This is a genomic window from Metasolibacillus sp. FSL H7-0170, from assembly GCF_038593115.1.
In the GTDB taxonomy this organism is placed as follows: Bacteria; Bacillota; Bacilli; order Bacillales_A; family Planococcaceae; genus Metasolibacillus; species Metasolibacillus fluoroglycofenilyticus.
Genome location: NZ_CP151964.1, coordinates 2,637,190 through 2,659,861, shown reverse-complemented (window position 1 = coordinate 2,659,861; position 22,672 = coordinate 2,637,190). Strand labels below are relative to the sequence as shown.

Below are 22,672 nucleotides of genomic sequence, written 5' to 3'. Positions count from 1 at the left end.
ATTATTCCTCCTCCTGTGGCACTGCTGCGATTGTATCGCGCAATGTGATTCCGATATTACTTAATGCTTTTTTGTATGCTACTGCATTACCACCTGATGGCAAAATAATTTTACGAGCGTTAAATTCGCCGCGCTTGTAGCAAACAGCTGCCTTTGTTTCATTTTCGGCTGTCGCAACCGCATCTGCCATAATCCCATAAACATCTGTAGCTGTACTTGCACCAGTCATGGCAACGGCTTCACCCTCTGTATTCAACGCAAATACTTGCCCTACAGATAATTCTTGTTCAGCAGCTACAGTAACTGGTTCTGTAACAACATTATCCTGAAAACCAGCTAATAAATTTTCATACTCTAAAACACGCATATTCATTCCCTCCCTTATCCAAATAGTTTATTTACTAGGTTATCCACTTCAACATCTTTATTATTTGTTGGAGCTTCTTTTGCTTCAATCTGATTTAAAGGCGCAGCATCTGCAATACGATTTTGGATTTGCGTTTGTGTTTGCTCTTTTTGCGCTTTTAAAATTTCCATTGCTGTGTCTGCAGCTGATACACCTGTTTCAAATTTTGCTTTATTCACGATTTCTTCCATGCCTGGCTGTGCGATATTTTCGATTTCTTGAATTCGCTTGCGTTCCGCTGCTACAGCTTCTTTAGCTGCATCATTTTTAATTTGCTCTACTAAATCAGGGTACTTTGCATTTAATTCGTTTAAATCCATAATTTCTGATTCTCCTTCCGCTTCCGGCTTATGTTCATTTTCAATAGGTAAGCCCGTCGAAGCACTGTTTTTCACTAAAATATTTGGGTCACTTGCTAAAAGGTTACGCATTTTATCAATTACCTCTTTAGGCAATAAGCCATTAGATGCTACATCGGTATTGGATGCTGTAATTGGTATTTCTTCTGCAAACATGATTTCATCAACAAAGCCATGTTCTAATGCCTGCTGTGCATTCATCCAAGTTTCTGAATCCATCATTTGTTTTAATTCATTTTCTGTTTTTCCTGTTTTAGCAATGTACGTTTGCATAATTGCTTGGTTTGTTTGGATGAGCAGTTGTTTCATTGCCTCCATTTCACGATAATCTCCTTGCGCCACTACTGATGCGTTGTGTATCATTATCGCGCCTACAGGAGCAATCACTGTACGTTTTGTGGCAGTTGCTATAACAGATGCGGCACTTGCACATACACCAGTGATTTCAGCCACCGAATCACCAGGAAACTTTTTAATATGCGAATATATCTCAGATGCCGCATAAACAGAGCCGCCGGGGCTATTAATATTTACGATTAGCTCTTTCTCATGATTCGCTGTAGCTCGTTCGATTTGATGCATGATTCGCTTTGGGCTAACAGCAGGAATACCGTACCAATCATAAATCCATTGCTCACCATCAGGTATGATTGCTCCACGAATATCAATCTTCGCCATTTTCTTCATTCACCTCCTCTCCCATTGCTTTCATAATTTCTAAGTAAGGTAAATCAAGCCCAGCCGCGCGCCTTGCCTCTTCTTCGCGCACCCGTTGCGAATGGTTACGCCAGTAGTCCCCACCTGTTAGCTCGACCGTTTCTCGAGCTCGCGTACTAAATCCTGCTTCTACTCGCTTGATTGCCGCATTCACCTCTTTAAGAGGGTCAAGTTGCCCTTGCGATGGCCCATTCCATTCAGCTTGCGAATATGCTTTTCTTATTAACGGATTTTCTAAAAAACCTGGTGCATGAATACGACCAATTAAAATGGCCTCTGTTAGCCATTCTTCGTAGATGGGCTGACAAAATCGAGATGCCATGAACTGTCGACGCATTTTAAACATCTTCCATGCTTCTAATAAAGCCGCACGTGAAGCTGAATAACTAGATGTAAAATGCTTTACGAGCACTTCGTAAGGTATTTCTAACGCCGCCCCGATTTGTCGCATAATCGATGTAACAAACGGGTCAAATGCTGCGTTATTTCGTGCTGGATTCGATGTATTTGCCTTTTCACCTGGATTCAGCGCAATCACAGAGCCAGGTGCAAGCTCCACGCTCATTTCATCCTCTTTATCCACTTGCTCTTCCTCTGGTATGCCTTCCCCGATTACAGGTCCAGAACCATCTTCTTCATCTGTTGTTTCAATAAAAACAGTCATTAATGATGAAATAAGGGCAGCTGTTAATTCCGCTTCACTATAACGATCTAACTGTTTGAGACTTTCAATAACTGGCGCAAGCAATGGCACGCCTCTTCTTTGCTCTGGACGTTCTGATTCCATTAGGTGCAAGACATTTTGTCGCCCGCTTAATTTTCCAAACTTTTCTATTCGTACCCAATCTTTTTTACCTGCATCCTCTGCCAACGGATGTACACTACAAATATGATAAGCTACTACTTCGCCATACTTGCCCAACTCAACACCATTGATAATATTTTTCTGTGCACTTGTGGGACTTGAAATGCGGTCACTCTCAATTAATTGTATGCGTAGCCCATACCAATGCTCTTTATGTGGTCTATATGGTAGCATTGCATATGTTTCACCACTTGCCAAGAATGATAGAAATGCAATTTGCTGTAGCTCATAAAAATTGTGCATTTGCATGGCATCACTCATCAATGATTCAGCCCACATTGCAAATTCTCTTTCTACTAATGTTTCCCATTCATCTGCTTGTTGCTCTGTTAATCCTAAAAATTCATGGTCTATTTGGCTATTTAAAATCAGTCCATAGCCTATAGCATTCGTTCGAATTGTTTTTAAAGCCCCTGTTGCCAACGGAGTATTCATGTACAAGTCACGTGAACGTTGTCTTAAAGTATCTAAGTTTTCGTCAATATCTTCTTTTGGAGACCCGCCACGAAATAACCATCCGCGCATCGATTTCTTTTGTTTACTTGCACCACTGTTGGAATAACCAGTATTTAAAATTTCTAACTGTTTACGTGCAACTTGACGCTTCACAGCACGAGATGGAGAAATAGCAGCTATTGTACGGTCAATCATATTCATTTTTGACTATCCCCCTTTTTATAAATCTCGTGGCATGACCCGAATGGTTCTACGCCTGTTACGCCCAGCTAAAGCCGCTTCTGCTTTTATCAATTCCTGTTGCCAAAACTTAATTTGTTCCCTTACCTGTGCGAGATTGGCGCGCTCTAAGCGACGATTATCAATCGCATAACTTTGTCCACTCGCAATTGCTACTTCTGCTGCAAGCCATATTTGCAACCGTTCTCGGCATTCTTTTACTGTGAAAGCTGCCATCTGTCACACTCCTTTCGATAACACGCCTCGTCTACGTTTCTTTTTTCTGCTTGCTCTTTGTTCGTAGACAATACCTGTCAAATTGTTTTCTGCAAGGTATTCTAAATTTGGATTAAAAATTCGAAATGCTGCCATCGCGTAATTTCGTAAATCCAGTGGCTCATTTCGAATATTAGAGCTCCTTTTTGCCCATTCATGTTTAGGCTGACCTGCTATCCATCTAACCCTCTTATATTCACCTGTCAAACCAACAAAATAAGCCTCATCATAACCTTTCTCCCGTTCAACGGGGAAAAAGCAATAACCAGGCTTATCCTCAAATTCATTTCTTAAATTTGCATAAATCGTGTCTTTTCCTTCGTTAACACCTAATGTAAATAAATGAACATTTTGGCGACCGACTTTGGTAGGCTTGTTGATAAATGGTATACCATTTCCTCCCTTACCTTTAATGGCAAACACACGTCGATGTTCTCTTTCCTTACAAAAATCATAAACTTCACTTGTATAGTGTCCGCCAGAGTCAACACAAACTGCTGAGATTCTTAAACGTACTCCATCATTTCGAATAAAGTCTTTTTGTAAAAATGTATCTAATTGATTCCATACAGCTACTTGCCCTGGATCACCATAGAAAATCTTGTAGCTAATCCCCCACGTCACATCATTTAAGCCCCAGCCAACAACCTCCACTTCTAAGCGGTCGTCCTGAACGTCTACGCCTGCTGTTAATACAAGTACATTTAACGGCACTTCACATTCATACCGTATTCGTCTCGAAATCAACTTTTCATGTTGTTGGTCATCGTCGCGTTCCTCAAATGATTCACCGAGTGTCGTATTAATCCACGTTTTTAACGTTTCAAGCCCTTTCGCCTTCGCCTTCCTGAATTCCTCAATGATTTTCGACCATTTTTCCCAAGGAGAAGCAAGGGCATTAAGATGAAATCCTCTTTTTTTACGCTCTGGATGTCGAGCAATCCATTTACCTGAACGAGACTTCCATTCCATTTCATTATGTTGCTCTTTACAGCTAACGCATTCCATCGTAACAGTTTCGAAACGAATCTGTGGCCAACTATAAGGTTGAAAGATGCCACAACTTGGACAGGATACGCACCATTGCTCCATTGTGCTTTCTTCATATTCAGATTCAATACGAGAAGCTCCTTTTATTGTAGGAGTGGATACGGCTATCCATTTATAATTCCAGAACGTTTTAGTACGTTTTTGAGCTAAGTTTAATGGATCGCCTTCGGTCCCAGCTGAAACTGGGAAACGGTCTACTTCATCGGCAAGTATGATTCGAACTGGACGCGAGGCTAATGAGGCAGGTGAATTTGCACCGACCATCGTCAAATGTCCACCAGGGAACTTCTTTTGCAAAATCGTGTTGTTACCGTCCTTGGCTTTTGGATCATTAACCTTTTTGGCTAAGGTAGGTGTATCCCTAATCATTGCAGCAATACGATCCTTAGAATAAGCTTCTGCCATATCTAAAGTTGGTTGCATTAAAAGCATCGATGAGGGATCGTAGTCAATATGATAGCCAATGATATTATTTATAATCTCCGACTTACCAACCTGCGATGAAGACATTACAACAATTTCTTCAGTTCCATGATCATTTACTGCATCCATAATTTCACGTTGGTATGGAGCTCGGTCTGTATTCCATTTACCATGCTCGGCTGATGATTCTTTTGAAAGTACTCGATGTGTGTCAGCCCACTCTGAAACTGTTAATTTTGGTGGCGGCGCAACCAATGAAGCGATTCTATTCAATAGACGCATCGTTTGTTTCTGTACCATCGCCCTCACCTACAATTTCAATTTCTTCCATATCAATATCCTCAGCAAAAAACATGGAAGGATCATACTCAGACAACTCTTTGAGTGCTTGATGCACATCCCGCTCCAAAAGATCCTCTATTTGATTGGCATCATTCATTGTTGTCAATTGCAAAGCAACCTTTGAAGGCAATGACAACATTTTCGAACGAAATGCCATAACCATATGATTGAGTACTTTCTCAACCTCATCTGACTTATGCATTTCTTTTTTGATATGTGCCAACTCAATCTCTGCTTTTTCACGTTTAGCTTTTTCGTGAAGCCATTTTTCATATTCAAGTGATTCTTCTACAGTTGCGTCATCCAATCCATCTGATGCCATTTTTAAAAAGGTAATATATCGGCTAACCGAATCAATTAAATCGTAACGACCATGTCCAACTCGTCCTATAATATCTTCAGCAACTAAATTACGAACATTTCGCTCGGTCATGTTGAACATCTTAGCTAATGCCTTCGTATTTACAATCGTTCTTTCATCTACTTTTGTTTTGGCAGTCTCCAATATCCTCACCTCATTTTCTGATGATTATTAAATTCTGGACGGAAGGAACACTATTTTTCGGTATATATCTAGCCCGTTTCTGGGGTTCGCGAGACCCGCAGGCAATCTGAAATTCTCCAGAAGGACCCAAGTTTTTCAAAATGAGCACAAAAAAGACGACGCAGCTCTTGCCACATCGCCTGTCGCTATATGATTCGTGTATGTGTCTTACATTTATAACACAATACCATAATAACACGTTTATTCAGAAAAATTCTGCCACGATTCTGCCAAAATTCTGCCACCCATTTATTTTCCAATATCATATATTTATTATAACCATATATTTCTATACTTATCCACAGCCTTATACACACTATAAACCACATTAACATAACTTATATTCTGTTAATGTAGCATACATACAAATATCTCTTTATTATCAATACTTACAGTTACTTATTATGCATGAGCTTTACAAGTTCTTATTGTGTAAATGTTATTCGCACACTAAAGTACGAAAGCGAATTAAATTACTTTCCGTTTCCTAAAAACAATAAAATAAGAGCACCTCAATTTTTATGAGATGCTCCATTAATTTATGTTTTTAATTGTCATTTTCATATCTTCAAATCATTCAAGGCGCTGTACGCTTCATCAATCGCATCTTGATTCACACCAATGTATTTAAGCGTGATGTATGGTGCGCTATGATTAAATATATCTTGCAGTAATGCCACATCTTTATCATTTTCATGATACACAAGATAACCAAACGTTTTGCGTAATGTATGTGTACCGATTTCTTTTAGTCCACAATGCTGGGCAGCGTTGCGTAATATATCATAGGCCCGCACACGTGTGATAGGTCTATTCTTACCTTGTCTTGATTTGAATAAGTAATCACTCATTCTTAAACCTTCACAATAATTAGTAATAAGCTTTTTAAGCTTGGTGACAATAGGGATTCTCTTGCGTACAGTGTACTTCTTACTTCGTTGTTTTGCCCTTTTTGTTTTTTGCTCAACGACATAGAAGTAATCCTTGCCGTATACATCTTGTACTTTAACAGTTAAAATATCACTGATACGTAGACCTGTATATATTCCAAAGCAAAATAGCAGCTCATCTCGTTTATTTTTATCAGCTAAATATGTTCGCACTTCTGATATTTTTTCTAAATCACGAATCGGTTGAACGAAATTCACTGATTCCCCACCTCAGCTTCATCTTTGTACTTAACAACACCAAGTGCAAATGCTAACGTATACAATGCTTTAGGCTTAATTCGATAAAACGTTCTCTCACTTACATTCAATTCTCTATATATTTCATAATCACGAAATGGAGTTTCTTTCAGATATGCCATGAATATGAGCTGGCGCTCTTTCCATGATAATTTGTACAGTCCTCTATTAAAACGCACAAAAAACTTCTCAACCTCTTTATAATATTCAATATTTTTTATCGCAGCAGATTCAACTTTAGAATTAACTTCATTTGTGAATGCAGGCATTTCTAACGTGTACTTTGCTGTGATTGTTGGTAATAAATCATCTGGTGTCGTTAGTTGATATGTGCGATAACGGCGAAATTCACTTTCAATTGCCTCTTTGGTTGCCTTGCTATCAATATCTTTTAGAATATCCATTTTTGAATCCTCCTTATTTGCTACGGTATGCACCACGAACACGCTTATAAGTTTGGCGTCTTGTGCCCATTAATTCTTCTAGGTCTCGCTTGCTCAGTTTTTCTTTTAGCTTTGGAGCAACTTCGGTGTTCATTTGATTACTTAATAAACCATGTCTCTGAATCTCGCTTTGAATCGTTCGCATTGCGTCCTCTCCTTTATTCTGATATGGAATTTATGTTTGGTTGAATTTTAGGTAAAATAAAAAGGACAACAAAAGACGGCAGCTGTTTGCTGCTATCTATTGTTGTCCTCCAGAGGGCTGGTAGAACTATACTTTATTTATTTTTTCGTGAAATATTTCTAATTCTCTAATTAATCCTTTTATCTTGATAACATAATTGTCATTGTTTGCAATCAGCGGCCCTATTAATTGATTCCTCCTTAAATCACTTTTAAAAGATACCTGTACATCCTGTTGCCCTCTTATTGTATCCATATTAGAAATATAGGCTGAAAGATAAGCATGATATTGTTCGATTACTGCTTTTAAAGTAATAAAAGGCTCATAGACAGGTTCAGGTATATAATCATCATTTATCTTCTCTAACCTGTTAAGGCATTCCTCTATACCATATTTAAACTGTTGAATACTGTCAAAATTGTTAGAATCAATTATTAACACACAGTCATGAATCATTGATTGAGCTACATTTCCCCATTTTTTTATAAGTAAAAAACTTTTATTGAAATTTTCCCTTATTTTATTAGTGTTGTCTTTTTCATTTTGTTTTTTTCCTTTATTAAACACATATACAGCAAAAAGACCTGAAATTGCAGCACCAAATAAAGAACCTAGAAAACCTTGATTAATATAATCAAATAAATTAAAGCCAAAAACCAATATCAAACTAATAACAATTATAAGCAAACAACCTATTACTATTTGATATATTGTTCTCTCAATCAAAACTCCTCCCCCTCGTCCCACTTAACTCTTTTTACTTGCCCTTGATGTGTCACAATCTTTGTCTCAGCAAATGCTGGAAGCTCTGCAACTTTTGCCTTACCTCTTGATAAAATTATCACACAATTACTGGGTAATTCCATTGTATCTACCTGAAGGATTCCGTCAATATTTACATCCAATTCTTTCATACGCATAATAGCTTCCCCCTATGCTATAATAGTTTTATCGATGCAAGAGAGAAACTTTGTATGTGAAGCTATGGTGGTCGCCATAGCTTCTATTTATTTTGGCTATTGTGCTTAATCATTTACTTCCACAGACTTCAATAGTTCAACTATTTCAAAATCTGCTTTATCAAAGTGCATTGCCCCGCTTGGCTCATATGCACCTCTCACCCAATCCGTTTCAAAGCGCCCACGTTGACCTATATAATTACCAAAAAATTCGTCTTGTTCTTGCATGTAAATGAACTCTTTCATTTTTTCATCTGCATTATCTGACCAATCGTAAAGGCTGTATGATTCTGGGCTATGTTCCCACGCAGCACCAATTACTTCTATGCCGTCTAAATTACGATAAGCCTCTGCAATTTGCCCTAAACGTTCTGGGCTTGGTGGGTCAAATGAATATTCTTTTTTAACATCATCTGCCGTTTTGTGAGCTGTTTTAAATCTTAGTCGATATAATTGCATATTCATTTCGTTCATCCTCCCTATAATGGTCAAAATGTGTATTACCCGCCATACCCCAACGGTATTAAAAATCTTGTGAAATGCGTGTAGTAATCAAATCTAAACTTTTTATCCAATGGCGACCCGAGATAAGGCGGTTCATCAATAGGAAACTTCCACCAAATCACATCCCCATCGTCCTCATGCCATTCATCTGCTGGTATCGGTTCAAGCAGATCTTCTAGTTCACCAAGTCTTTTTACCGCCATATGGTAATCGAAAAAAGCATCATAATCGTTAAATTCATTCGACTTATGTTTTCTTTTCAACCTATAATGAAAAGCACCAATATTATCTTTTTCAGTAAGACGTTCCATTTTTACAAATCCTTCCCTCTAAAATGGTCAAAATGTTCAGTAAGCCTTAGCGTATTCTTGTTTTAATACTTCGGCTAATATCGGTGCTACTTTTTCGCAAAACACTCGACATTTCCAATCTTCTTTACGCTCGATAAAATCCTCAAACCACGGTTCATCTGAAATAACACCATTTTTAATTGCTGCTTCAAAATAAGTAGAGTAAATGTTGTAAAAATGGCTATTTGTTAAATCGTCATGACCTTCTAATATCTCGATACAGTCCCATAAATCGCGGGCTTCATCTTGAGTCAACCTTGACTCTTTCCTGGCAGTTAAAATAATTACACGTAAATTGCGACCAGTTTTTTCAGTATCTATAAAATTATAGAACGATGGATTTTCAAGTTTACTTAACAAATAATCGTAACCTTTACTAAAAACTCTAATTAAAAATTTTATAAAGTCGTTTCCTGGTGAACTCCAACCATATGAATAGGTTTCTCCACCATATAGGCGAGCAGTAAAATTGTTATTACCTTCATCAACAATCAACTCGCAAAAATCATGACCATTCGTATATCTAGGTTCTAATTCAACTCTAAAACTGCGTATTGTACGTGATTCTATTTTTTTAACACCCTGTATTTGTGCCATTCCTGTTCCCCTCCCTTATTGCGCATTTTTGACATTGTGTTGAACTTTTATTTTTCGAAAACTATTTGCATGACCTTTTGTGCCCCAACCTCATTTAAGTCATAGATAGCTGCGTTCACTTTATTTTTTGTACAATGATTTGATAAAAATAATGCAATTTCTTCTTTGAAATTTTCGTCATCTGTACGAATCACAAAGGTATTTTCCAATTTTACTCCGGACATTTCATTCCTCTCCTTCCTTTGGTCAACTTATCTAGTAACCTTCATTTTTCATTATGATATGCAGCGTGTTTTCTGGTATTGGAAAAATGCCTTTTTCTACTGATTCAAAAAACACAAACCCTCCATCATAGCCTTTGAGTCTATACCCTTTATATTCAGCCCATTTTTTTACCCTTTGTTCAAAAGTCATTTCTCACTTCTCACCTCGTTTGGTCAGAATGTACACTAACTAATAGTCAGTATTCATACAGTCTTTGCACCAATATAACTTTCCATTCTGACCATAAGATGTTTGCATCTTGTTAATTTTATTTTTACAGATGTGGCATTTTGCTAATTTCTTTTTTATTCGCTTTTTCAATATTTTCACCCCATTCCTTTACATATAATGGTCATTGTGCTTAATCCTTTAGTTTCCGCTCAACAGTACATATCGTGTCATTATGCCAGCCTCCATGAGCAACAAGCATAATTTTCGTTGTCACAAAGCCATTACTTTTCCCTATGCCACCACTATTCCAACCGAATGTGATTACTTTTCCGTTAGGTTTTAGTATTCTTGCAATTTCCTTTTTTTGATTGCTCCAATAGCTAGATTGTGTTGTTTGCATGTTTACCACTTGTCCAACTTTTTTATAGCACTCTGAAATTTGCCGAGGTGAATAAGGTGGGTCATATAAAACCATATCAACAGAGTTGTCCTGGAACATTTTCAAAAACTCCAATGCTTCCATATGGTAGTCTGTATCGAAATTAACATCTATATCATTGGTAATGTATTTTTGATTTCCTGTCATGATTGATTTAATTGAATGCTCATTTGCAAATGGGTCAATTATTATCCCATTCACAAGTTCATTTTCAATTAGCTCTTTTATAGGCTTGATTTTAAAAGTCTTGCTATTAGGCATCGCCCATTCCCTTACAATCATGTATTCACCTACTTTTCCTACGCATAATGGTTCCAATGCTCACTTTTCCCCACGCTCTTTTCTTTGCCTGTCAATACGTTCGACAATTTGACCAGTAACAAATTTTGCTCCATAAAATCTCGTCAATTCGCTCAACATAAATGGCTCATCACACACAGGACAAATTGGGTGACTTTGATTTGGACCACTTCTTGTACGCTTTTCTAAGTCCTTGATAATTTTTAAATGTGGTTTGTAATTGTCTAGTTCTTTCTTTTGTTGGAGTGTCATTTCTAATTCAGCATTAATTTTGCCCCAAACTTCGGCCATTTTTAACATTGCTTGAAAAGGCTCTATAGGTGCACCACAAGTTTGACATGTCACTCGTTGATTGTCGGTGTCTAATGTATAGAGTTGCGTCTTACATTTGCATAATTTCCCCATACCACGCTCGATACGCAAGCGATCGAGTTTAATTAAATTCTCTGGGAGCTTTTTCATAAGCCAATCCACCTACCGTTTAAATACTTTTCCTGCATGTATCGCATTGCTAATTACCAACAATCTTTGCTTTAATGGCAGTGATAACCATTTTCTAAAGTACACATGACTCACCCTTTCAATATTCCTTTTTTAATGAAATGTTGTCGAAATGCTTCAGCGAAACGCTGCCTTTCGTATGCTTTTTGACGTGATTTAAGCCAGCGCTTTGCTTTTGCTTTCCTGCGTTTTTTGTTCACCATTATTCCCTCCTCTTTTGACTAACAGGTCACTTAGGTACTGATAACAGCTCATGGCATTGTAAAATAATTCGTGTTCATAATCGCTTTCAATTTCGTAGTATTTCTCTAACCGAACAATAATATTGTCCGCTTGAAATACATCCCCTGTTTTTAATGCTGCAATCTTCTGATAAATTAAATCGGTTTCGACACCTAGAAAATCAAAAATATTTGTATTTTGCATGGCTCACAACTCATCAAACAATTTTGATAGTTGTTCATTTGTCATAGATCGCAGCATTTCTTCGGCATAATTTTTACGCATGATGATAATTGCTATGATTTCTTCACGTTCTTGTTCAGACAATTTTATGCCCTCCTTTTTGTCTATCTAGGCGATATAAATGATATTGCTGAGGTGCTGCATGTCCTAAATAAACAGGAAATTCTATAATTGTTTTTTTGAAGTCAATTAGTGCATATTCAGCATCTAGGTCCACAAAATACATCACTTTTGTTTGCAATCTTTGAGATTCTATAATTCTTACTGGGCGTTCATTAAATAAACTTTGATGTAGTCCACTTACTTCTAAAATATTGTTAGCATAATAGAATGCATATTGGTTAAAGCTAGGCACAACATAGAGCTTAATGCGCCCCAGCCCTAGTAGATTTTTCTCTGTCATTTCACGAATCGCCTCTGCATCAAAATGAATTTCTAGCAATCTACCTGAATCATCTGTCAATTGAATTTTATCGGTTGTTACTGCCCAAAAGATTTGATGCGCCAAACGCTTAACGTCAAATTCCATGGCATAGTCCAACATTTCCTTGACTGTGATAATTTCATTCATTTTGTATTGCTCCAATCAATGTTTAGTAATCGCCCTGTGTCCTTTACATAAGCGGCCATTACTGTTCCTGTTGGTCCATTGCGATGTTTGGCAATGATGAATTCAAGCATATTTTGGCTTTCGGATTCCTTGTCGTAATAATCGTCACGATAGAGGAACGCAATGACATCTGCATCTTGCTCAATATTTCCCGAGTCACGCAAATCACTCATAATTGGTCGCTTGTCCTGACGACTCTCAACACTGCGATTCAACTGTGATAGACAAATAACAGGGCAATTAAATTCCTTCGCCATTTGCTTTAAATCCCATGATATCTGGGCGATAATTTGGTTCTGCATATCTCGTGGATTGTTACCTCGTATGATTTGTAAGTAATCAATTAAGATAATTGGTTTCATCGTTGGATTAGCTTTGATAATACTACGAGCTGCGGAACGTATTTGTGCTACGGTTAGCCCTGCTCTATCATCAATTTCAATGTTTGCATTACTCAAACGCCCAATTGTAGAAAGCCATGTTTCTTTTTGCTTGTCCGAGAAATATTCATGTGGATCTCGCATTTTCAGCCGATTGTAATTACCAGTTGTCGCTATCAATCTATCAAGCAATGTATCTCTGCTCATTTCCAGTGAAAATACGATTGGCAAATAACCTTCCCATCCAGCATTCAATGCAATATGATTCATCGTATCTGTTTTTCCCATTGATGGTCTAGCTGCTATGATTGATAATTCAGCGTTTTGGAAACCATTTAGCATTTTGTCCAAATCTCGTAAACCTGATGGAACGCCTTTTTTTGCTTTACCTTTCTGATACGGTCGTTCAGCCATCGCCATTAAGTCTGCCTTTACGCTCGTATTTATTTTGATATGCTTGGCTGTAAGACTATCTAGTTTGGTTTGAATCTGTTCAATGCTCCAGTTTTCTATACGTGCCTGTTCAACAATCTGACGTTTGGATTGTTCTCTCCAGTTGCGAATAACAATTTCCTCGTACTCGTCATATTTTGCGGAGTTTGCGAAGTTTTGCAACTCCGTTAAATAATTTGCCCCGCCTAGCTCAATAGGCTCTCTTGTTGTTAGTAACGTGATATAATCAACCGTTTGCTGTTGGCTCATTACCTGACGCATGCTGTTAAAGATGTTTTTATGCACCTGTGTTGTGAAGTAATTAGCCTCCAACTGGCTATCAGCAATTAAATAATTTTCTTTTAGCATTGTGCCAAGTAAGCTTTTTTCTACTAGTTCTGCACTCAAGTTAATTTCTTGCATTAAAATTCCTCCCCTTGGTTAAAGTTCAAATCAAGTGGCCCTGCAACGTGGATAACAGGCTTTTTAGTAACAGGTGATGTTGCTTGCTCATTCAAATAACTTTCAAAATTAGTAGGGCTAAATAGCGTTGCTGGACGCAAATACTTGTTCATTTCTGGATTGTGCAACCACTGCCTAACTTTAATATCAATCACTTGGTGAAAGTCTTGTAAGGTATAGCCTTCTGCTAAACGTCCATTGATTAATCTAGTTGTTGCCTTCGATTTCGCATTAAAATTTTTTGTTGCTTTCACATTGAGATATTCGATAACAGAATGCACGGTGTCGGCCTGCTCGACATTATTATTTTTAATACTCTTAATATCTTTAGGTATTGCTGGGTGCATTTTGCCCTCATCAGATGAGGGCAGATTGCACTCTTCCATTGGGGCATTTTGCACTTTTCCATCAGGGCAAAATGCACTCTCGAATGGTGCATTTTGACCTATCGATGAAATCAATGTTTTTGAGTAGTTCACTCGATACCATTTCGTTTTATCCATTTTTAGCTTGTTGTAGGCATTTGTTGTGACGATATAGCCATCCTTTTCAAGCTTGGCAACAATACGCTTCAGCGTATCGTAGCTCCAAAAAGGAAATTCTTCGTTCCATTCAGCAAGCGTTTTATAAATCCACTTATAGCCATCACGCTCCGTCGTAGAAATGAGTAGCCTAAAGTGTAATTGCTGTAAAAATATCGCCTCGTTCAGTCCTACTTTTTTAGCAAGGCTAGGCAAAACCTGTAACGGTGGTTCGTTAATTAATAAATTCATACATCAGCACTGCCTTTCCATGCGTTGACAAATTGCAAAGCATCTTGTAGCTTACATTGCGGCACATCCCTGTAAGAGCCCACTTTATAGCGTCGCTTTATTTCCCGGTAAATGGACGCAAAGAAAGCGGGTCGTCTTGCTGGTACAGCACAGAGCGCATTGACACGCTGAGTTACTGCGTAGCGTAAAGCATTTTGTTCATTCGCCTTTAAAGTTGCCTCTTGAAGTTTCGCCTCAATCTCCTGCACCCGCTGCTCTAATGCTAAAAAACGTTGTGGATCATATGGCAATTGCGGTTGTTCTTGTACTTGGGCAATCTGCTGTGTCACATTGTAATACTGCCCGACAAGCATGTTATAAGCTGTCCATGCCTTCTCCGATTGCAAAGATTTAGCTAATAAAAATGCTCCTTGTTCAGTCCATAAATACAAATTGGATGCATACTTAAGGTTGGCGTCATTTTGTCGCTCGCCTTTAAATTGCTTTAATGCCTCTCCTGTTAGCGCAAAGTAGTGTATGTTTTCCGCAAAGTGTTCTTTATTACGCTGAAAATTTCGCATTAGTGATTTTGCTTCAATGTTGTAAGCTTCTGCTACTTGAGCAGTTGTTAATACGCGCTTTCCTTCACGCTCTATAATGTCTAACATAAGTTCACCTCATTTTGTAAAAGGCGAGCGACAAAGTGTCGCACACCTTTTTAAATCAATTCTCTGTTGGAATAGCTAGTAATGCTAAAACATCTCGAATCGCTCCAACACGTGTTGTCTGCATCGACCACAAGGCAACCGCCTGTCCATATGCTTTGTTCCCAGCAGACTCTTCCATATCTAATAAAAAGTCCGTTAAGAGTTCCTCTTCCTGTGCTAAAAACTGTTCAATTGTATTTTTCATCCTTGTATACCTCCATTAGTTTTTGTTATAATGAAGGAACATAATATTAACTGAACGCTCGTCCAAAGTATTCAGTCCATTGCTCAAGTGATTCGCTAAATCGCTTGGGCGTTTTTATGTTCCTCGTCTTCTTTGTCAGCTTTTTTGTATACAAATAACTTTAAATCCCCATCAAAAAAAGTTGCTGAGTATCTTACCATTTCAAGATTGTCTGAATATGATGAACTTAATACTTCATCACCTGTAAAAACTGTAAGTTGTTCAATCGTGTTAAATCCAATGTAGACAGTTGAATTTTCATAATAGTTAATCGTGAAAATATCGTATTTACTCGCTAAACGCTTAATCTTTTTTGTTAATTCCTTATATTGATTCTCTTGTGCGTAGGAATTAAAAAGAGTTTCGTCGAATAACAGCCGACGTTCCTTGCATAAATCAACCAATTCTTTTAATCTCTCCATTTAAACCACCCTTTCGAACTCAGAATATAAATCTCATAAATGCAAACATTGATAATAGTGGTATTGACTGTGATATTACGTCAATGCTAAATAATGCCGCTATTACAATATCCTCGGTATTAGTGAGCTTGGAAAATCTCACAAGAAAGTTTACTTCACAGGCAATTAAATTCTTCTCAATACGGCTAATCGTAGACTGATTTACATGCATTCGATAAGCAGCCTCTTCTTGTGACCAGCCCATTTTTTTACGGCACTGTTTAATGAGCTTCCCCACATCTATGGTCAACATGTTCACCCCCTCTCAAGCTCTGGGTATGCTCATTGTGCATAAATGCGTACTATGCATAGCTACTGATGGAAATAATTAATATGATAGATTTAAGCAAATGAACGCTGAATTTGCATAAACATATTAGTTACATTCGAATTACGATTAATCCAATCAAATACTTGGTCGCGTGGATAGCGGGCCTGTATATCAATTAATTTAGGAAAATCCTTGCGAGCAACTAACTTGTTGACGGTAGGCATTTCAATTTGTAAAATTTCGCAAAGGTGTGCTTTTCTTAAAACATGTGGATAACGGTCTTTTGCTCTACCATCCTCTAAACCTTGTAAATATGCTTTCTCTGCGATAAGAGACAGTTTTTGAGAAAGTAATTCAAACTCCTTCGATTCAATTTCATCTACCATTCTCCGAAATTTGGCATCATTCATTTTTCTCCCCTCCTTAAAGGCGCGACCATGCGCCTCCTCAATCAAATTAGCTTGTATTACGTGCTATAATCACCTTAGAAAGTGAGGTGATACAAATGAATTTGTTGGATATTCTAAAATCTTTAACACCTAAACCAGTTGCAGATTATGAACATGGTAGTCATATCCTCTATAGCGACATTATTCAAACGTGTCGGATGCTTGGAGAAGATAACCATCATCGTATCGATATACTACTTAAGCAGTTAGCTGATAATGATCTAATAACTATCGTGTACTTAAAGGCTTCTGGATTCGAAGACATGATTGCAGGTGTCATTTTAAAATAACCAAAGCTAACATTTTAAATTTGCTGCAATATTGTTAAAGTGATTACCAATATCGTAAAAATCCGAAAATTGTTTATTAGTTCCATTAGCAACTAAAAAATATAAACGTAAGGCTATCTGTTCATTACTAAGAGTACTTAGTTCGTCACTAGATACCATTGTAGTTGCTTTGATTTTATTGACTTCCTCATTCACTGTTACAGCAGTTTGTGAGGATTCTTTCTTCTGCATCAACATTCCCACCTCTCAATAAATTAGCGTTGCTACCGCTTCATAAGCTATAGAAGCATATAAATAGATTACAGCCCCATAAACAGCACAAATCGTGTTGTTTATGTGTAAAAAATTTCTTCTACACTTTTTTTAAAGTGAGATGCAATTTTAATTTTTATTTCGTCCTTCGGAACTCGTTGTCCATTTTCGTACATTTGCCATGCACTAACACTAACGCCAATTTTTTTTGAAACTTCTTCTCGAGACTCACCACCTCTTAAATCGGTGAGAATCATTCCTATTTTTTCTTTATTCATTTTCCCTCACCCCCTAACAGCACGTATCGTGTTGTTAACACTAATATAAAACACCACAATATGTGTTGTCAATAAAAATAATAAAATAATCTTTTTTAACACGCTATGTGTTAAAATAGAAACAGGTGATAACTATGACAGAGTTATTTGGTAAAAGGTTAAAAGCCTTACGAACTGGAAAAAAAATTTCACAAAAAGAATTCGGGAGAATATTTGGCTTAGCTGAAAGTACTATAGGTATGTATGAGCGAGACGAACGTAGACCTGATTTTGAATTATTGAATAAATTTGCTGATTACTTTGAAATCAGCACCGACTACCTTTTAGGGCGTACCGATTCACCATCGCTAACACAGCAGGATAAAGATGAGATGGAGTTCCAGGCGTTCGTTAATGATCCAGAGCTTGGAGTTTGGTATAAGGAGTTGCCTCAATCAGACGAGGAAGAGCTGCGTAAATTGCGTACGATTTGGGAAATGATTAAAGCAGAAAAAAACAAATAGGCATACCAGTCAGCTGGCTGCCTACTTTCTTACACGTATATGTAAATATTTTCAAAAAATTGATTGAATACACAACTGAAATCACTTCCTCTCATTCATCTACATTAAATAATCAATAGATTATAAAAAGGATGTGCCAAGGTACACATCCTTTTCCATTTACTCCACTCCCAATTGTTTCATAATCTCTATTGTAGGGAAATATGGGCCAAATCCTTCATCTTTCTGTTGAGAACGATTCATGCTAACAGTCCCAATATCAACAAAATTAACAGTTAACACCTGCCAGCCTTCATGTAATAGCAACTCATCCCCCATTCTTGAATAGGCAATTTCCGCTGGTGCTGTGGCAGGGAAACCGTCCATGGCTTGAACTTCAATGGTAGCTGTAATTACCCCATCATTTAAAACCACTTCTACTAATTTATCATCCGCACCTAGAGCATGATATTCAATAAGCTCTTTAATTTGATCTCCGTTGATTACTCCACCTTTTTGAGGCACTGGATCATCTTCATCAAAGAAAACAAAATCGGATTCTTCTTCCTCTTCTACTTTTTCCTTTTCCTTTGGTTTTGTAGTTTCTTCTTCATTCACTACTGGTGCGCTCACGGCCTCCTTTGCAGGCTCTTTTTCACCGCCACATGCTACTAGTAACAAACTAGACAGGAAAATAGTAATAAATAGCTTCCATTTCATAAAAACTCTCCTTTCTATCTCTATATACGCAATTATACCTTTTCTCTCAATTGGAATATAGATACCATTTCAGGAAATTTGACTTTAATATATTAATATTTTATATTACCATAAAGAACACTTGTTCTATTTTGGTTTTTTAGGAGCTGATAAAATGCGTACTTTATCGTATACCGAAGAATTTATTAAAGCACTATATTTAAAAATAGGCATGATGACACCATTGCAACTAAATTTTAAAACTATCGCTAAATCACTAGGAATTCATTTGTTCTGTTGGCCACATCCTAGCCAAGCATTATTCTTTGTTAACACAGGATACATTATGATTAACGAGAATTTAACACCTCAACAACAATGGCAAGATTTTTGTCATGAATTATGCCATATCCTTTTGCATACTGGACATCAAGGGCGCATGCCTCCATTGTTCCGTTCATATCAGGAATACAAGGCAAGTAACTTTATGTATCATGCTTGCGTACCTACTTTTATGTTAGATGCACTTGAGCCCGCTGTACTCACTGCTCATAACATTCAACATTTGTTCAATGTGGAATATGAATTTGCTATGCAGCGCCTTGAGCGCTACTTAAATAACTTAAATCCTATGCCGAATCTTAATATTTCTTGATAGAACATACATTCCTGAAAGGAGGAATAAAGATGGGGCGATATGATAAATATGATACGAAAAAAGGAGTACGCTGGTATTATCAAACCTACATTAAAGACCCTAGAACGGGTAAGTCTAAACGTGTGATGAAAAGAGGATTTACTAGTAGAGGAGCGGCCAAATTGGCTTGTGAAGCTTTAGAAGAAACAGCTAAAAGAGGTAAGGATGTTTTTAAAAAGGTCACATTCAAGGAGATTGCTGAAGAATTTTTAAAAAAGCAGGAGAAGGTCTGCAAGCCACCAACAATGTATAGTAAACGTAGTAAATTCAAGAGCCAAATATACCCTGCTTTTGGTGAGTGGTTTATCGATGAAATTACATCTGAGGATTGCCAAGAATGGATTGATAAGCTAGAAGAGAAAATATCCTCTGCCCGCGATTATGGCATACAGGCAAATTTAGTTTTCAAATACGCTAGACGAAAAAAATTAATTTTAGAAAATCCCTTTGAATTAGTAGTGTATGCGCAAACTAAAAATGAGAATTCAAATGAAGATGATATATTTGATGGCTTTTGGAACAAAGAGGAACTTTATCAATTTTTAGAGATAGCGGAGAGCCATACAAGCCTTCACAATTATGTTATGTTTCGTATCGGATTATTTGTAGGGGCTCGTAAAGGGGAAATTTTAGCTTTACAGGAATGTGACGTCCTCCACGAAACTAAGGAGATTAATATACGCCATACGATGTATTGGGATAAGACTGCTAAGAACTATCAACTATTAAGTCCTAAAACAGCTAAATCTATACGCAAATTACCTTTGGACGATACAACGTATGATCTGTTATTAAAACTGATTACAGCAAATAAGAGAGCTAAATTAGCGGCAGGTGTGATTGATAGTTTAGAGCATCATTTTATTTTTATTCGCGATGGCTTTAGACCTCACCGAACTGCATACCCTACAGAAACGCTCCAAGCGCTCTGTAAGCGATATAAACTTAAATATATAAAGTTCCATGGTCTACGTCATACACACGCATCTATGCTCTTTGCAAGTGGTGCAAACATGAAGGAAGTACAAGATCGGTTAGGACATGCACGAATCGAAACAACAATGAACATTTACACACATATCACACAAGAAACAAAAACAGATGTGCAAAATCGTTTTATGGACTTTATGAACACGACACCTCAAAATAAAAAATCCTTGTAGTATCAAAACAGTATCAAAATTAAAAAAATCCTCTCTCGGTGTGTTGAGAGAGGACTTTGAAAAACGCTGTAAACGTTGATATAACAACGATATTAACGTTTTGAGAACTGTGGTGAACGACGAGCGCCGCGTAAACCTGGTTTTTTACGCTCTTTCATACGTGCATCACGTGTTAATAAACCAGCAGATTTAAGTGCTGGACGGAAATCTGGGTCAACTTGTAATAAAGCGCGTGCGATACCGTGACGGATTGCACCAGCTTGACCAGTGAAACCACCACCGTTTACGTTTACGTGAACATCATAGCTACCTTTTGTTTCAGTAGCTTCAAGTGGTTGGTTGATAATTAAAAGTAAAGTTTCATATGGTAGGTAATCAGCAACATCACGGTTATTGATTACGATTTTGCCTTCGCCTGGTACTAAACGTACGCGTGCTACTGAGCTTTTACGGCGACCTGTGCCGATGTATTGAACTTGTGCCAAGGTTATTCCTCCTATTAATGTAGTATATTATCCACGAAGCTCATAAGCTTCTGGTTTTTGCGCTGCATGTGGGTGCTCTGGGCCAGCATAAACATTAAGTTTGCTGAACATTTGACGACCTAAAGAGTTTTTAGGAAGCATCCCTTTAACCGCTAACTCAATCATTTGAGTTGGGTATTTTTCTTTCATTTCGCCAGCTGTACGTTGTTTTAAACCACCAGTAAATTGAGTGTGACGGTAGTAGATTTTACCTTCTAATTTATTACCTGTTAACTCAATTTTATCAGCGTTGATGATGATTACATGATCACCTGTGTCAACGTGTGGTGTGAAAGTTGGTTTATGTTTACCGCGTAAAATAGAAGCTACTTCAGAAGCTAAACGTCCAAGAGTTTGGCCTTCTGCGTCAACTACTAACCATTTACGCTCTACTTCGTGACCTTTAGCCATGAATGTTGTACGCATGTATATATCCTCCTAATCGATTCGATTACCGTTATTTTTCATTATTAAACACTATAAGTTTCGGGGCTTATTTGTGGTGGTAATGAAAATACCATACATCATCATATAACGTATTGCGTTATAAGTCAAGAATTTTTATTGAACACACGGTGATGTTGTTAAAGACGAAAAATCCAAATAATTGATAAAATGAAACTTCAATCAGTGAAGGTTTTCCTCATCCCCCACTGATTGTTAGTTGAAGCAATCGGGCTTTTACGGGCATCCTTACTTAAGTCTTGAAGTGGGAGGCTTACTGCCAGTTAATGCGGGATAAATTACTATGCGTTTATTGCGTAAAAAACTTCCTCCAAGTAAAGTCCATGTGCCGGTGCTGTCTTTCCTGCCTTACTGCGGTCCTGTACCTCGATTGCCTGTGCCACTGCACAAACATCGCGGCGACCCGTTCCGACCTCCCAGAGTGTTCCTGCAATGATGCGCACCATATTGTATAGGAAACCATTTCCTGCGATCGTCATATGTAGCTCGTCACCAACCCATTCTAAATTTAGTGAATAGACGGTGCGTACTTTATCTACAACGCTTGTATTCGCCGCGCAAAAGCAAGTAAAATCATGTGTGCCGACAATTGACTGTGCAGCCTCACGCATGAGCTCTATATTTGGCTTAATGCCCTTCGTTTCAACTGTATAAAAACGGCGAAATGGGCTTTGGACTTTACTGCAATCCCAAATGTAACGATAACGCTTGCCTGTCGCACTATAGCGCGCATGAAAGTCGTCTGCTACTTGTTCAACACCTAAAACTCGAATATCGCTTGGCAGTTGAACATTTAATGCCTTTTGATAATTATCAGTAGGAATCGTCAGCGTTGTATCAAAATGAATGACTTGCCCTGTCGCATGAACACGCGCATCTGTACGCCCACTTGCCGTCACATGCACACGCTCACCTTTATGCATTTTCATCAATACTTTCTCTAGTTCTAGCTGCACTGTGCGCTCGCCTGGCTGCACTTGATAGCCAGCAAATTGTGTGCCATCATAGCTAATAATTGCTTTTAATCTCATAA

Annotated in this window: 37 protein-coding genes; 4 read left to right on the top strand and 33 right to left on the bottom strand. The window is 37.7% G+C overall.

Translation table 11 applies throughout. The features are described 5' to 3' along the window. Position 1 precedes the first annotated feature (1 nt). The 27 genes from MHH70_RS12500 to MHH70_RS12370 form a co-directional block, all read right to left on the bottom strand. Positions 2-367, bottom strand: a complete 366-nt coding sequence (locus tag MHH70_RS12500; RefSeq protein WP_342471631.1) for a head decoration protein — start codon at positions 365-367, stop codon at positions 2-4. Positions 368-381: 14 nt separating this feature from the next. Continuing rightward, positions 382-1,443, bottom strand: coding sequence for a head maturation protease, ClpP-related (locus MHH70_RS12495; protein ID WP_342471630.1), 1,062 nt, complete (start codon positions 1,441-1,443; stop codon positions 382-384). Beyond that, entirely contained in the window at positions 1,430-3,004 is a 1,575-nt protein-coding gene (locus tag MHH70_RS12490) for a phage portal protein (RefSeq protein WP_342471629.1), read from the bottom strand. The genes MHH70_RS12495 and MHH70_RS12490 overlap by 14 nt, the downstream gene beginning before the upstream one ends. An 18-nt stretch (positions 3,005-3,022) precedes the next feature. Beyond that, entirely contained in the window at positions 3,023-3,259 is a 237-nt protein-coding gene (locus MHH70_RS12485) for a DUF6148 family protein (RefSeq protein WP_342471628.1), read from the bottom strand. 3 nt (positions 3,260-3,262) lie between these two features. Then, the gene (locus tag MHH70_RS12480; RefSeq protein WP_342471627.1) at positions 3,263-5,071 is read right to left on the bottom strand and encodes a phage terminase large subunit family protein; all 1,809 of its coding nucleotides are present in this window, start codon (positions 5,069-5,071) and stop codon (positions 3,263-3,265) included. Beyond that, the gene (locus MHH70_RS12475; protein WP_342471626.1) at positions 5,037-5,618 is read right to left on the bottom strand and encodes a hypothetical protein; all 582 of its coding nucleotides are present in this window, start codon (positions 5,616-5,618) and stop codon (positions 5,037-5,039) included. The genes MHH70_RS12480 and MHH70_RS12475 overlap by 35 nt, the downstream gene beginning before the upstream one ends. Positions 5,619-6,217: 599 nt before the next feature. Further along, positions 6,218-6,805 (bottom strand): tyrosine-type recombinase/integrase, encoded by a 588-nt coding sequence (locus MHH70_RS12470; RefSeq protein ID WP_342471625.1) that lies wholly within the window; start codon positions 6,803-6,805, stop codon positions 6,218-6,220. Beyond that, on the bottom strand, positions 6,802-7,248 hold the full coding sequence (locus MHH70_RS12465) for an ArpU family phage packaging/lysis transcriptional regulator (protein ID WP_342471624.1): 447 nt from the start codon (positions 7,246-7,248) through the stop codon (positions 6,802-6,804). Before MHH70_RS12465 ends, MHH70_RS12470 begins: the two co-directional genes overlap by 4 nt. Before the next feature lie 13 nt (positions 7,249-7,261). Then, positions 7,262-7,432, bottom strand: a complete 171-nt coding sequence (locus tag MHH70_RS12460; RefSeq protein ID WP_342471623.1) for a hypothetical protein — start codon at positions 7,430-7,432, stop codon at positions 7,262-7,264. A 126-nt stretch (positions 7,433-7,558) separates the two neighbouring features. Further along, entirely contained in the window at positions 7,559-8,197 is a 639-nt protein-coding gene (locus tag MHH70_RS12455) for a hypothetical protein (protein WP_342471621.1), read from the bottom strand. Then, positions 8,194-8,391: an XtrA/YqaO family protein gene (locus MHH70_RS12450; RefSeq protein WP_342471620.1), complete on the bottom strand. Its 198-nt coding sequence runs from the start codon at positions 8,389-8,391 to the stop codon at positions 8,194-8,196. The genes MHH70_RS12455 and MHH70_RS12450 overlap by 4 nt, the downstream gene beginning before the upstream one ends. A 105-nt stretch (positions 8,392-8,496) precedes the next feature. After that, complete coding sequence (locus tag MHH70_RS12445; protein ID WP_342471619.1) at positions 8,497-8,895, bottom strand: hypothetical protein; 399 nt, start codon at positions 8,893-8,895, stop codon at positions 8,497-8,499. Between the two features lie 35 nt (positions 8,896-8,930). Beyond that, positions 8,931-9,245 carry a hypothetical protein gene (locus tag MHH70_RS12440; protein WP_342471618.1) on the bottom strand — a complete coding sequence of 105 codons (315 nt, stop codon included), beginning with the start codon at positions 9,243-9,245 and terminating at the stop codon, positions 8,931-8,933. A 36-nt stretch (positions 9,246-9,281) separates the two neighbouring features. After that, the gene (locus MHH70_RS12435) at positions 9,282-9,881 is read right to left on the bottom strand and encodes a hypothetical protein (protein ID WP_342471617.1); all 600 of its coding nucleotides are present in this window, start codon (positions 9,879-9,881) and stop codon (positions 9,282-9,284) included. 47 nt (positions 9,882-9,928) lie between these two features. Beyond that, a complete protein-coding gene (locus MHH70_RS12430) occupies positions 9,929-10,105 on the bottom strand; it encodes a hypothetical protein (RefSeq protein ID WP_342471616.1) in 177 nt (58 codons plus the stop codon). Positions 10,106-10,136: 31 nt separating this feature from the next. Further along, positions 10,137-10,295 carry a hypothetical protein gene (locus MHH70_RS12425; protein ID WP_319837036.1) on the bottom strand — a complete coding sequence of 53 codons (159 nt, stop codon included), beginning with the start codon at positions 10,293-10,295 and terminating at the stop codon, positions 10,137-10,139. Positions 10,296-10,506: 211 nt separating this feature from the next. After that, positions 10,507-11,073: a hypothetical protein gene (locus MHH70_RS12420; protein WP_342471615.1), complete on the bottom strand. Its 567-nt coding sequence runs from the start codon at positions 11,071-11,073 to the stop codon at positions 10,507-10,509. 3 nt (positions 11,074-11,076) lie between these two features. Beyond that, complete coding sequence (locus tag MHH70_RS12415) at positions 11,077-11,517, bottom strand: hypothetical protein (RefSeq protein ID WP_342471614.1); 441 nt, start codon at positions 11,515-11,517, stop codon at positions 11,077-11,079. 195 nt (positions 11,518-11,712) lie between these two features. Then, the gene (locus MHH70_RS12410; RefSeq protein ID WP_342471613.1) at positions 11,713-11,982 is read right to left on the bottom strand and encodes a hypothetical protein; all 270 of its coding nucleotides are present in this window, start codon (positions 11,980-11,982) and stop codon (positions 11,713-11,715) included. Positions 11,983-12,097: 115 nt separating this feature from the next. Beyond that, a complete protein-coding gene (locus MHH70_RS12405) occupies positions 12,098-12,592 on the bottom strand; it encodes a hypothetical protein (protein WP_342471612.1) in 495 nt (164 codons plus the stop codon). Beyond that, the gene (locus tag MHH70_RS12400) at positions 12,589-13,866 is read right to left on the bottom strand and encodes a replicative DNA helicase (protein WP_342471611.1); all 1,278 of its coding nucleotides are present in this window, start codon (positions 13,864-13,866) and stop codon (positions 12,589-12,591) included. The genes MHH70_RS12405 and MHH70_RS12400 overlap by 4 nt, the downstream gene beginning before the upstream one ends. Then, the gene (locus tag MHH70_RS12395; protein WP_342471610.1) at positions 13,866-14,678 is read right to left on the bottom strand and encodes a conserved phage C-terminal domain-containing protein; all 813 of its coding nucleotides are present in this window, start codon (positions 14,676-14,678) and stop codon (positions 13,866-13,868) included. Before MHH70_RS12395 ends, MHH70_RS12400 begins: the two co-directional genes overlap by 1 nt. Further along, positions 14,675-15,325 (bottom strand): ORF6N domain-containing protein, encoded by a 651-nt coding sequence (locus MHH70_RS12390; RefSeq protein ID WP_342471609.1) that lies wholly within the window; start codon positions 15,323-15,325, stop codon positions 14,675-14,677. Before MHH70_RS12390 ends, MHH70_RS12395 begins: the two co-directional genes overlap by 4 nt. Positions 15,326-15,380: 55 nt before the next feature. After that, positions 15,381-15,569: a hypothetical protein gene (locus MHH70_RS12385; protein ID WP_342471608.1), complete on the bottom strand. Its 189-nt coding sequence runs from the start codon at positions 15,567-15,569 to the stop codon at positions 15,381-15,383. Positions 15,570-15,664: 95 nt separating this feature from the next. Beyond that, positions 15,665-16,030: a hypothetical protein gene (locus tag MHH70_RS12380; RefSeq protein ID WP_342471607.1), complete on the bottom strand. Its 366-nt coding sequence runs from the start codon at positions 16,028-16,030 to the stop codon at positions 15,665-15,667. Positions 16,031-16,049: 19 nt separating this feature from the next. Beyond that, positions 16,050-16,322, bottom strand: a complete 273-nt coding sequence (locus MHH70_RS12375; RefSeq protein ID WP_342471606.1) for a helix-turn-helix transcriptional regulator — start codon at positions 16,320-16,322, stop codon at positions 16,050-16,052. An 89-nt stretch (positions 16,323-16,411) separates the two neighbouring features. Then, positions 16,412-16,750 carry a hypothetical protein gene (locus MHH70_RS12370; RefSeq protein ID WP_342471605.1) on the bottom strand — a complete coding sequence of 113 codons (339 nt, stop codon included), beginning with the start codon at positions 16,748-16,750 and terminating at the stop codon, positions 16,412-16,414. A gap of 95 nt (positions 16,751-16,845) precedes the next feature. On the opposite strand from MHH70_RS12370, the gene MHH70_RS12365 reads away from it, so the two are divergent. Next, complete coding sequence (locus tag MHH70_RS12365; RefSeq protein WP_342471604.1) at positions 16,846-17,079, top strand: hypothetical protein; 234 nt, start codon at positions 16,846-16,848, stop codon at positions 17,077-17,079. Between the two features lie 6 nt (positions 17,080-17,085). Here the strand turns inward: MHH70_RS12365 and MHH70_RS12360 are convergent, their stop codons facing one another. Beyond that, positions 17,086-17,310 (bottom strand): hypothetical protein, encoded by a 225-nt coding sequence (locus MHH70_RS12360; RefSeq protein ID WP_342471603.1) that lies wholly within the window; start codon positions 17,308-17,310, stop codon positions 17,086-17,088. 101 nt (positions 17,311-17,411) lie between these two features. Further along, the gene (locus MHH70_RS12355) at positions 17,412-17,609 is read right to left on the bottom strand and encodes a helix-turn-helix transcriptional regulator (protein WP_342471602.1); all 198 of its coding nucleotides are present in this window, start codon (positions 17,607-17,609) and stop codon (positions 17,412-17,414) included. Positions 17,610-17,743: 134 nt separating this feature from the next. Here MHH70_RS12355 and MHH70_RS12350 point away from each other — a divergent pair, with 134 nt between their 5' ends. Continuing rightward, positions 17,744-18,112, top strand: coding sequence for a helix-turn-helix transcriptional regulator (locus tag MHH70_RS12350; protein WP_342471601.1), 369 nt, complete (start codon positions 17,744-17,746; stop codon positions 18,110-18,112). 159 nt (positions 18,113-18,271) lie between these two features. On the opposite strand, the gene MHH70_RS12345 is transcribed toward MHH70_RS12350, so the two are convergent. Continuing rightward, the gene (locus MHH70_RS12345) at positions 18,272-18,811 is read right to left on the bottom strand and encodes a hypothetical protein (protein WP_342471600.1); all 540 of its coding nucleotides are present in this window, start codon (positions 18,809-18,811) and stop codon (positions 18,272-18,274) included. Positions 18,812-18,965: 154 nt separating this feature from the next. Here MHH70_RS12345 and MHH70_RS12340 point away from each other — a divergent pair, with 154 nt between their 5' ends. Beyond that, the gene (locus MHH70_RS12340; protein WP_342471599.1) at positions 18,966-19,445 is read left to right on the top strand and encodes an ImmA/IrrE family metallo-endopeptidase; all 480 of its coding nucleotides are present in this window, start codon (positions 18,966-18,968) and stop codon (positions 19,443-19,445) included. Positions 19,446-19,477: 32 nt separating this feature from the next. Then, positions 19,478-20,650, top strand: a complete 1,173-nt coding sequence (locus MHH70_RS12335) for a tyrosine-type recombinase/integrase (protein WP_342471598.1) — start codon at positions 19,478-19,480, stop codon at positions 20,648-20,650. A gap of 92 nt (positions 20,651-20,742) precedes the next feature. Here the strand turns inward: MHH70_RS12335 and rpsI are convergent, their stop codons facing one another. The 3 genes from rpsI to truA form a co-directional block, all read right to left on the bottom strand. After that, positions 20,743-21,135, bottom strand: coding sequence for a 30S ribosomal protein S9 (gene rpsI, locus MHH70_RS12330; protein WP_042478678.1), 393 nt, complete (start codon positions 21,133-21,135; stop codon positions 20,743-20,745). A 27-nt stretch (positions 21,136-21,162) separates the two neighbouring features. After that, entirely contained in the window at positions 21,163-21,600 is a 438-nt protein-coding gene (rplM, locus tag MHH70_RS12325; protein WP_066168931.1) for a 50S ribosomal protein L13, read from the bottom strand. 320 nt (positions 21,601-21,920) lie between these two features. Beyond that, complete coding sequence (gene truA, locus MHH70_RS12320; RefSeq protein WP_342471597.1) at positions 21,921-22,670, bottom strand: tRNA pseudouridine(38-40) synthase TruA; 750 nt, start codon at positions 22,668-22,670, stop codon at positions 21,921-21,923. Between the last annotated feature and the right edge of the window lie 2 nt (positions 22,671-22,672).

What these genes read in the sequence shown, in the direction of transcription:
- MHH70_RS12500 (WP_342471631.1), bottom strand. Translation starts at nt 367, where the DNA reads ATGCGTGTTTTAGAGTATGAAAATTTATTAGCTGGTTTTCAGGATAAT.
- MHH70_RS12495 (WP_342471630.1), bottom strand. Translation starts at nt 1,443, where the DNA reads ATGGCGAAGATTGATATTCGTGGAGCAATCATACCTGATGGTGAGCAA.
- MHH70_RS12490 (WP_342471629.1), bottom strand. Translation starts at nt 3,004, where the DNA reads ATGAATATGATTGACCGTACAATAGCTGCTATTTCTCCATCTCGTGCT.
- MHH70_RS12485 (WP_342471628.1), bottom strand. Translation starts at nt 3,259, where the DNA reads ATGGCAGCTTTCACAGTAAAAGAATGCCGAGAACGGTTGCAAATATGG.
- MHH70_RS12480 (WP_342471627.1), bottom strand. Translation starts at nt 5,071, where the DNA reads ATGGTACAGAAACAAACGATGCGTCTATTGAATAGAATCGCTTCATTG.
- MHH70_RS12465 (WP_342471624.1), bottom strand. Translation starts at nt 7,248, where the DNA reads ATGGATATTCTAAAAGATATTGATAGCAAGGCAACCAAAGAGGCAATT.
- MHH70_RS12460 (WP_342471623.1), bottom strand. Translation starts at nt 7,432, where the DNA reads ATGCGAACGATTCAAAGCGAGATTCAGAGACATGGTTTATTAAGTAAT.
- MHH70_RS12450 (WP_342471620.1), bottom strand. Translation starts at nt 8,391, where the DNA reads ATGCGTATGAAAGAATTGGATGTAAATATTGACGGAATCCTTCAGGTA.
- MHH70_RS12445 (WP_342471619.1), bottom strand. Translation starts at nt 8,895, where the DNA reads ATGAATATGCAATTATATCGACTAAGATTTAAAACAGCTCACAAAACG.
- MHH70_RS12440 (WP_342471618.1), bottom strand. Translation starts at nt 9,245, where the DNA reads ATGGAACGTCTTACTGAAAAAGATAATATTGGTGCTTTTCATTATAGG.
- MHH70_RS12435 (WP_342471617.1), bottom strand. Translation starts at nt 9,881, where the DNA reads ATGGCACAAATACAGGGTGTTAAAAAAATAGAATCACGTACAATACGC.
- MHH70_RS12430 (WP_342471616.1), bottom strand. Translation starts at nt 10,105, where the DNA reads ATGTCCGGAGTAAAATTGGAAAATACCTTTGTGATTCGTACAGATGAC.
- MHH70_RS12425 (WP_319837036.1), bottom strand. Translation starts at nt 10,295, where the DNA reads ATGACTTTTGAACAAAGGGTAAAAAAATGGGCTGAATATAAAGGGTAT.
- MHH70_RS12415 (WP_342471614.1), bottom strand. Translation starts at nt 11,517, where the DNA reads ATGAAAAAGCTCCCAGAGAATTTAATTAAACTCGATCGCTTGCGTATC.
- MHH70_RS12410 (WP_342471613.1), bottom strand. Translation starts at nt 11,982, where the DNA reads ATGCAAAATACAAATATTTTTGATTTTCTAGGTGTCGAAACCGATTTA.
- MHH70_RS12405 (WP_342471612.1), bottom strand. Translation starts at nt 12,592, where the DNA reads ATGAATGAAATTATCACAGTCAAGGAAATGTTGGACTATGCCATGGAA.
- MHH70_RS12400 (WP_342471611.1), bottom strand. Translation starts at nt 13,866, where the DNA reads ATGCAAGAAATTAACTTGAGTGCAGAACTAGTAGAAAAAAGCTTACTT.
- MHH70_RS12395 (WP_342471610.1), bottom strand. Translation starts at nt 14,678, where the DNA reads ATGAATTTATTAATTAACGAACCACCGTTACAGGTTTTGCCTAGCCTT.
- MHH70_RS12390 (WP_342471609.1), bottom strand. Translation starts at nt 15,325, where the DNA reads ATGTTAGACATTATAGAGCGTGAAGGAAAGCGCGTATTAACAACTGCT.
- MHH70_RS12385 (WP_342471608.1), bottom strand. Translation starts at nt 15,569, where the DNA reads ATGAAAAATACAATTGAACAGTTTTTAGCACAGGAAGAGGAACTCTTA.
- MHH70_RS12380 (WP_342471607.1), bottom strand. Translation starts at nt 16,030, where the DNA reads ATGGAGAGATTAAAAGAATTGGTTGATTTATGCAAGGAACGTCGGCTG.
- MHH70_RS12375 (WP_342471606.1), bottom strand. Translation starts at nt 16,322, where the DNA reads ATGTTGACCATAGATGTGGGGAAGCTCATTAAACAGTGCCGTAAAAAA.
- MHH70_RS12370 (WP_342471605.1), bottom strand. Translation starts at nt 16,750, where the DNA reads ATGAATGATGCCAAATTTCGGAGAATGGTAGATGAAATTGAATCGAAG.
- MHH70_RS12365 (WP_342471604.1), top strand. Translation starts at nt 16,846, where the DNA reads ATGAATTTGTTGGATATTCTAAAATCTTTAACACCTAAACCAGTTGCA.
- MHH70_RS12360 (WP_342471603.1), bottom strand. Translation starts at nt 17,310, where the DNA reads ATGCAGAAGAAAGAATCCTCACAAACTGCTGTAACAGTGAATGAGGAA.
- MHH70_RS12355 (WP_342471602.1), bottom strand. Translation starts at nt 17,609, where the DNA reads ATGAATAAAGAAAAAATAGGAATGATTCTCACCGATTTAAGAGGTGGT.
- MHH70_RS12350 (WP_342471601.1), top strand. Translation starts at nt 17,744, where the DNA reads ATGACAGAGTTATTTGGTAAAAGGTTAAAAGCCTTACGAACTGGAAAA.
- MHH70_RS12345 (WP_342471600.1), bottom strand. Translation starts at nt 18,811, where the DNA reads ATGAAATGGAAGCTATTTATTACTATTTTCCTGTCTAGTTTGTTACTA.
- MHH70_RS12340 (WP_342471599.1), top strand. Translation starts at nt 18,966, where the DNA reads ATGCGTACTTTATCGTATACCGAAGAATTTATTAAAGCACTATATTTA.
- MHH70_RS12335 (WP_342471598.1), top strand. Translation starts at nt 19,478, where the DNA reads ATGGGGCGATATGATAAATATGATACGAAAAAAGGAGTACGCTGGTAT.
- rplM (WP_066168931.1), bottom strand. Translation starts at nt 21,600, where the DNA reads ATGCGTACAACATTCATGGCTAAAGGTCACGAAGTAGAGCGTAAATGG.
- truA (WP_342471597.1), bottom strand. Translation starts at nt 22,670, where the DNA reads ATGAGATTAAAAGCAATTATTAGCTATGATGGCACACAATTTGCTGGC.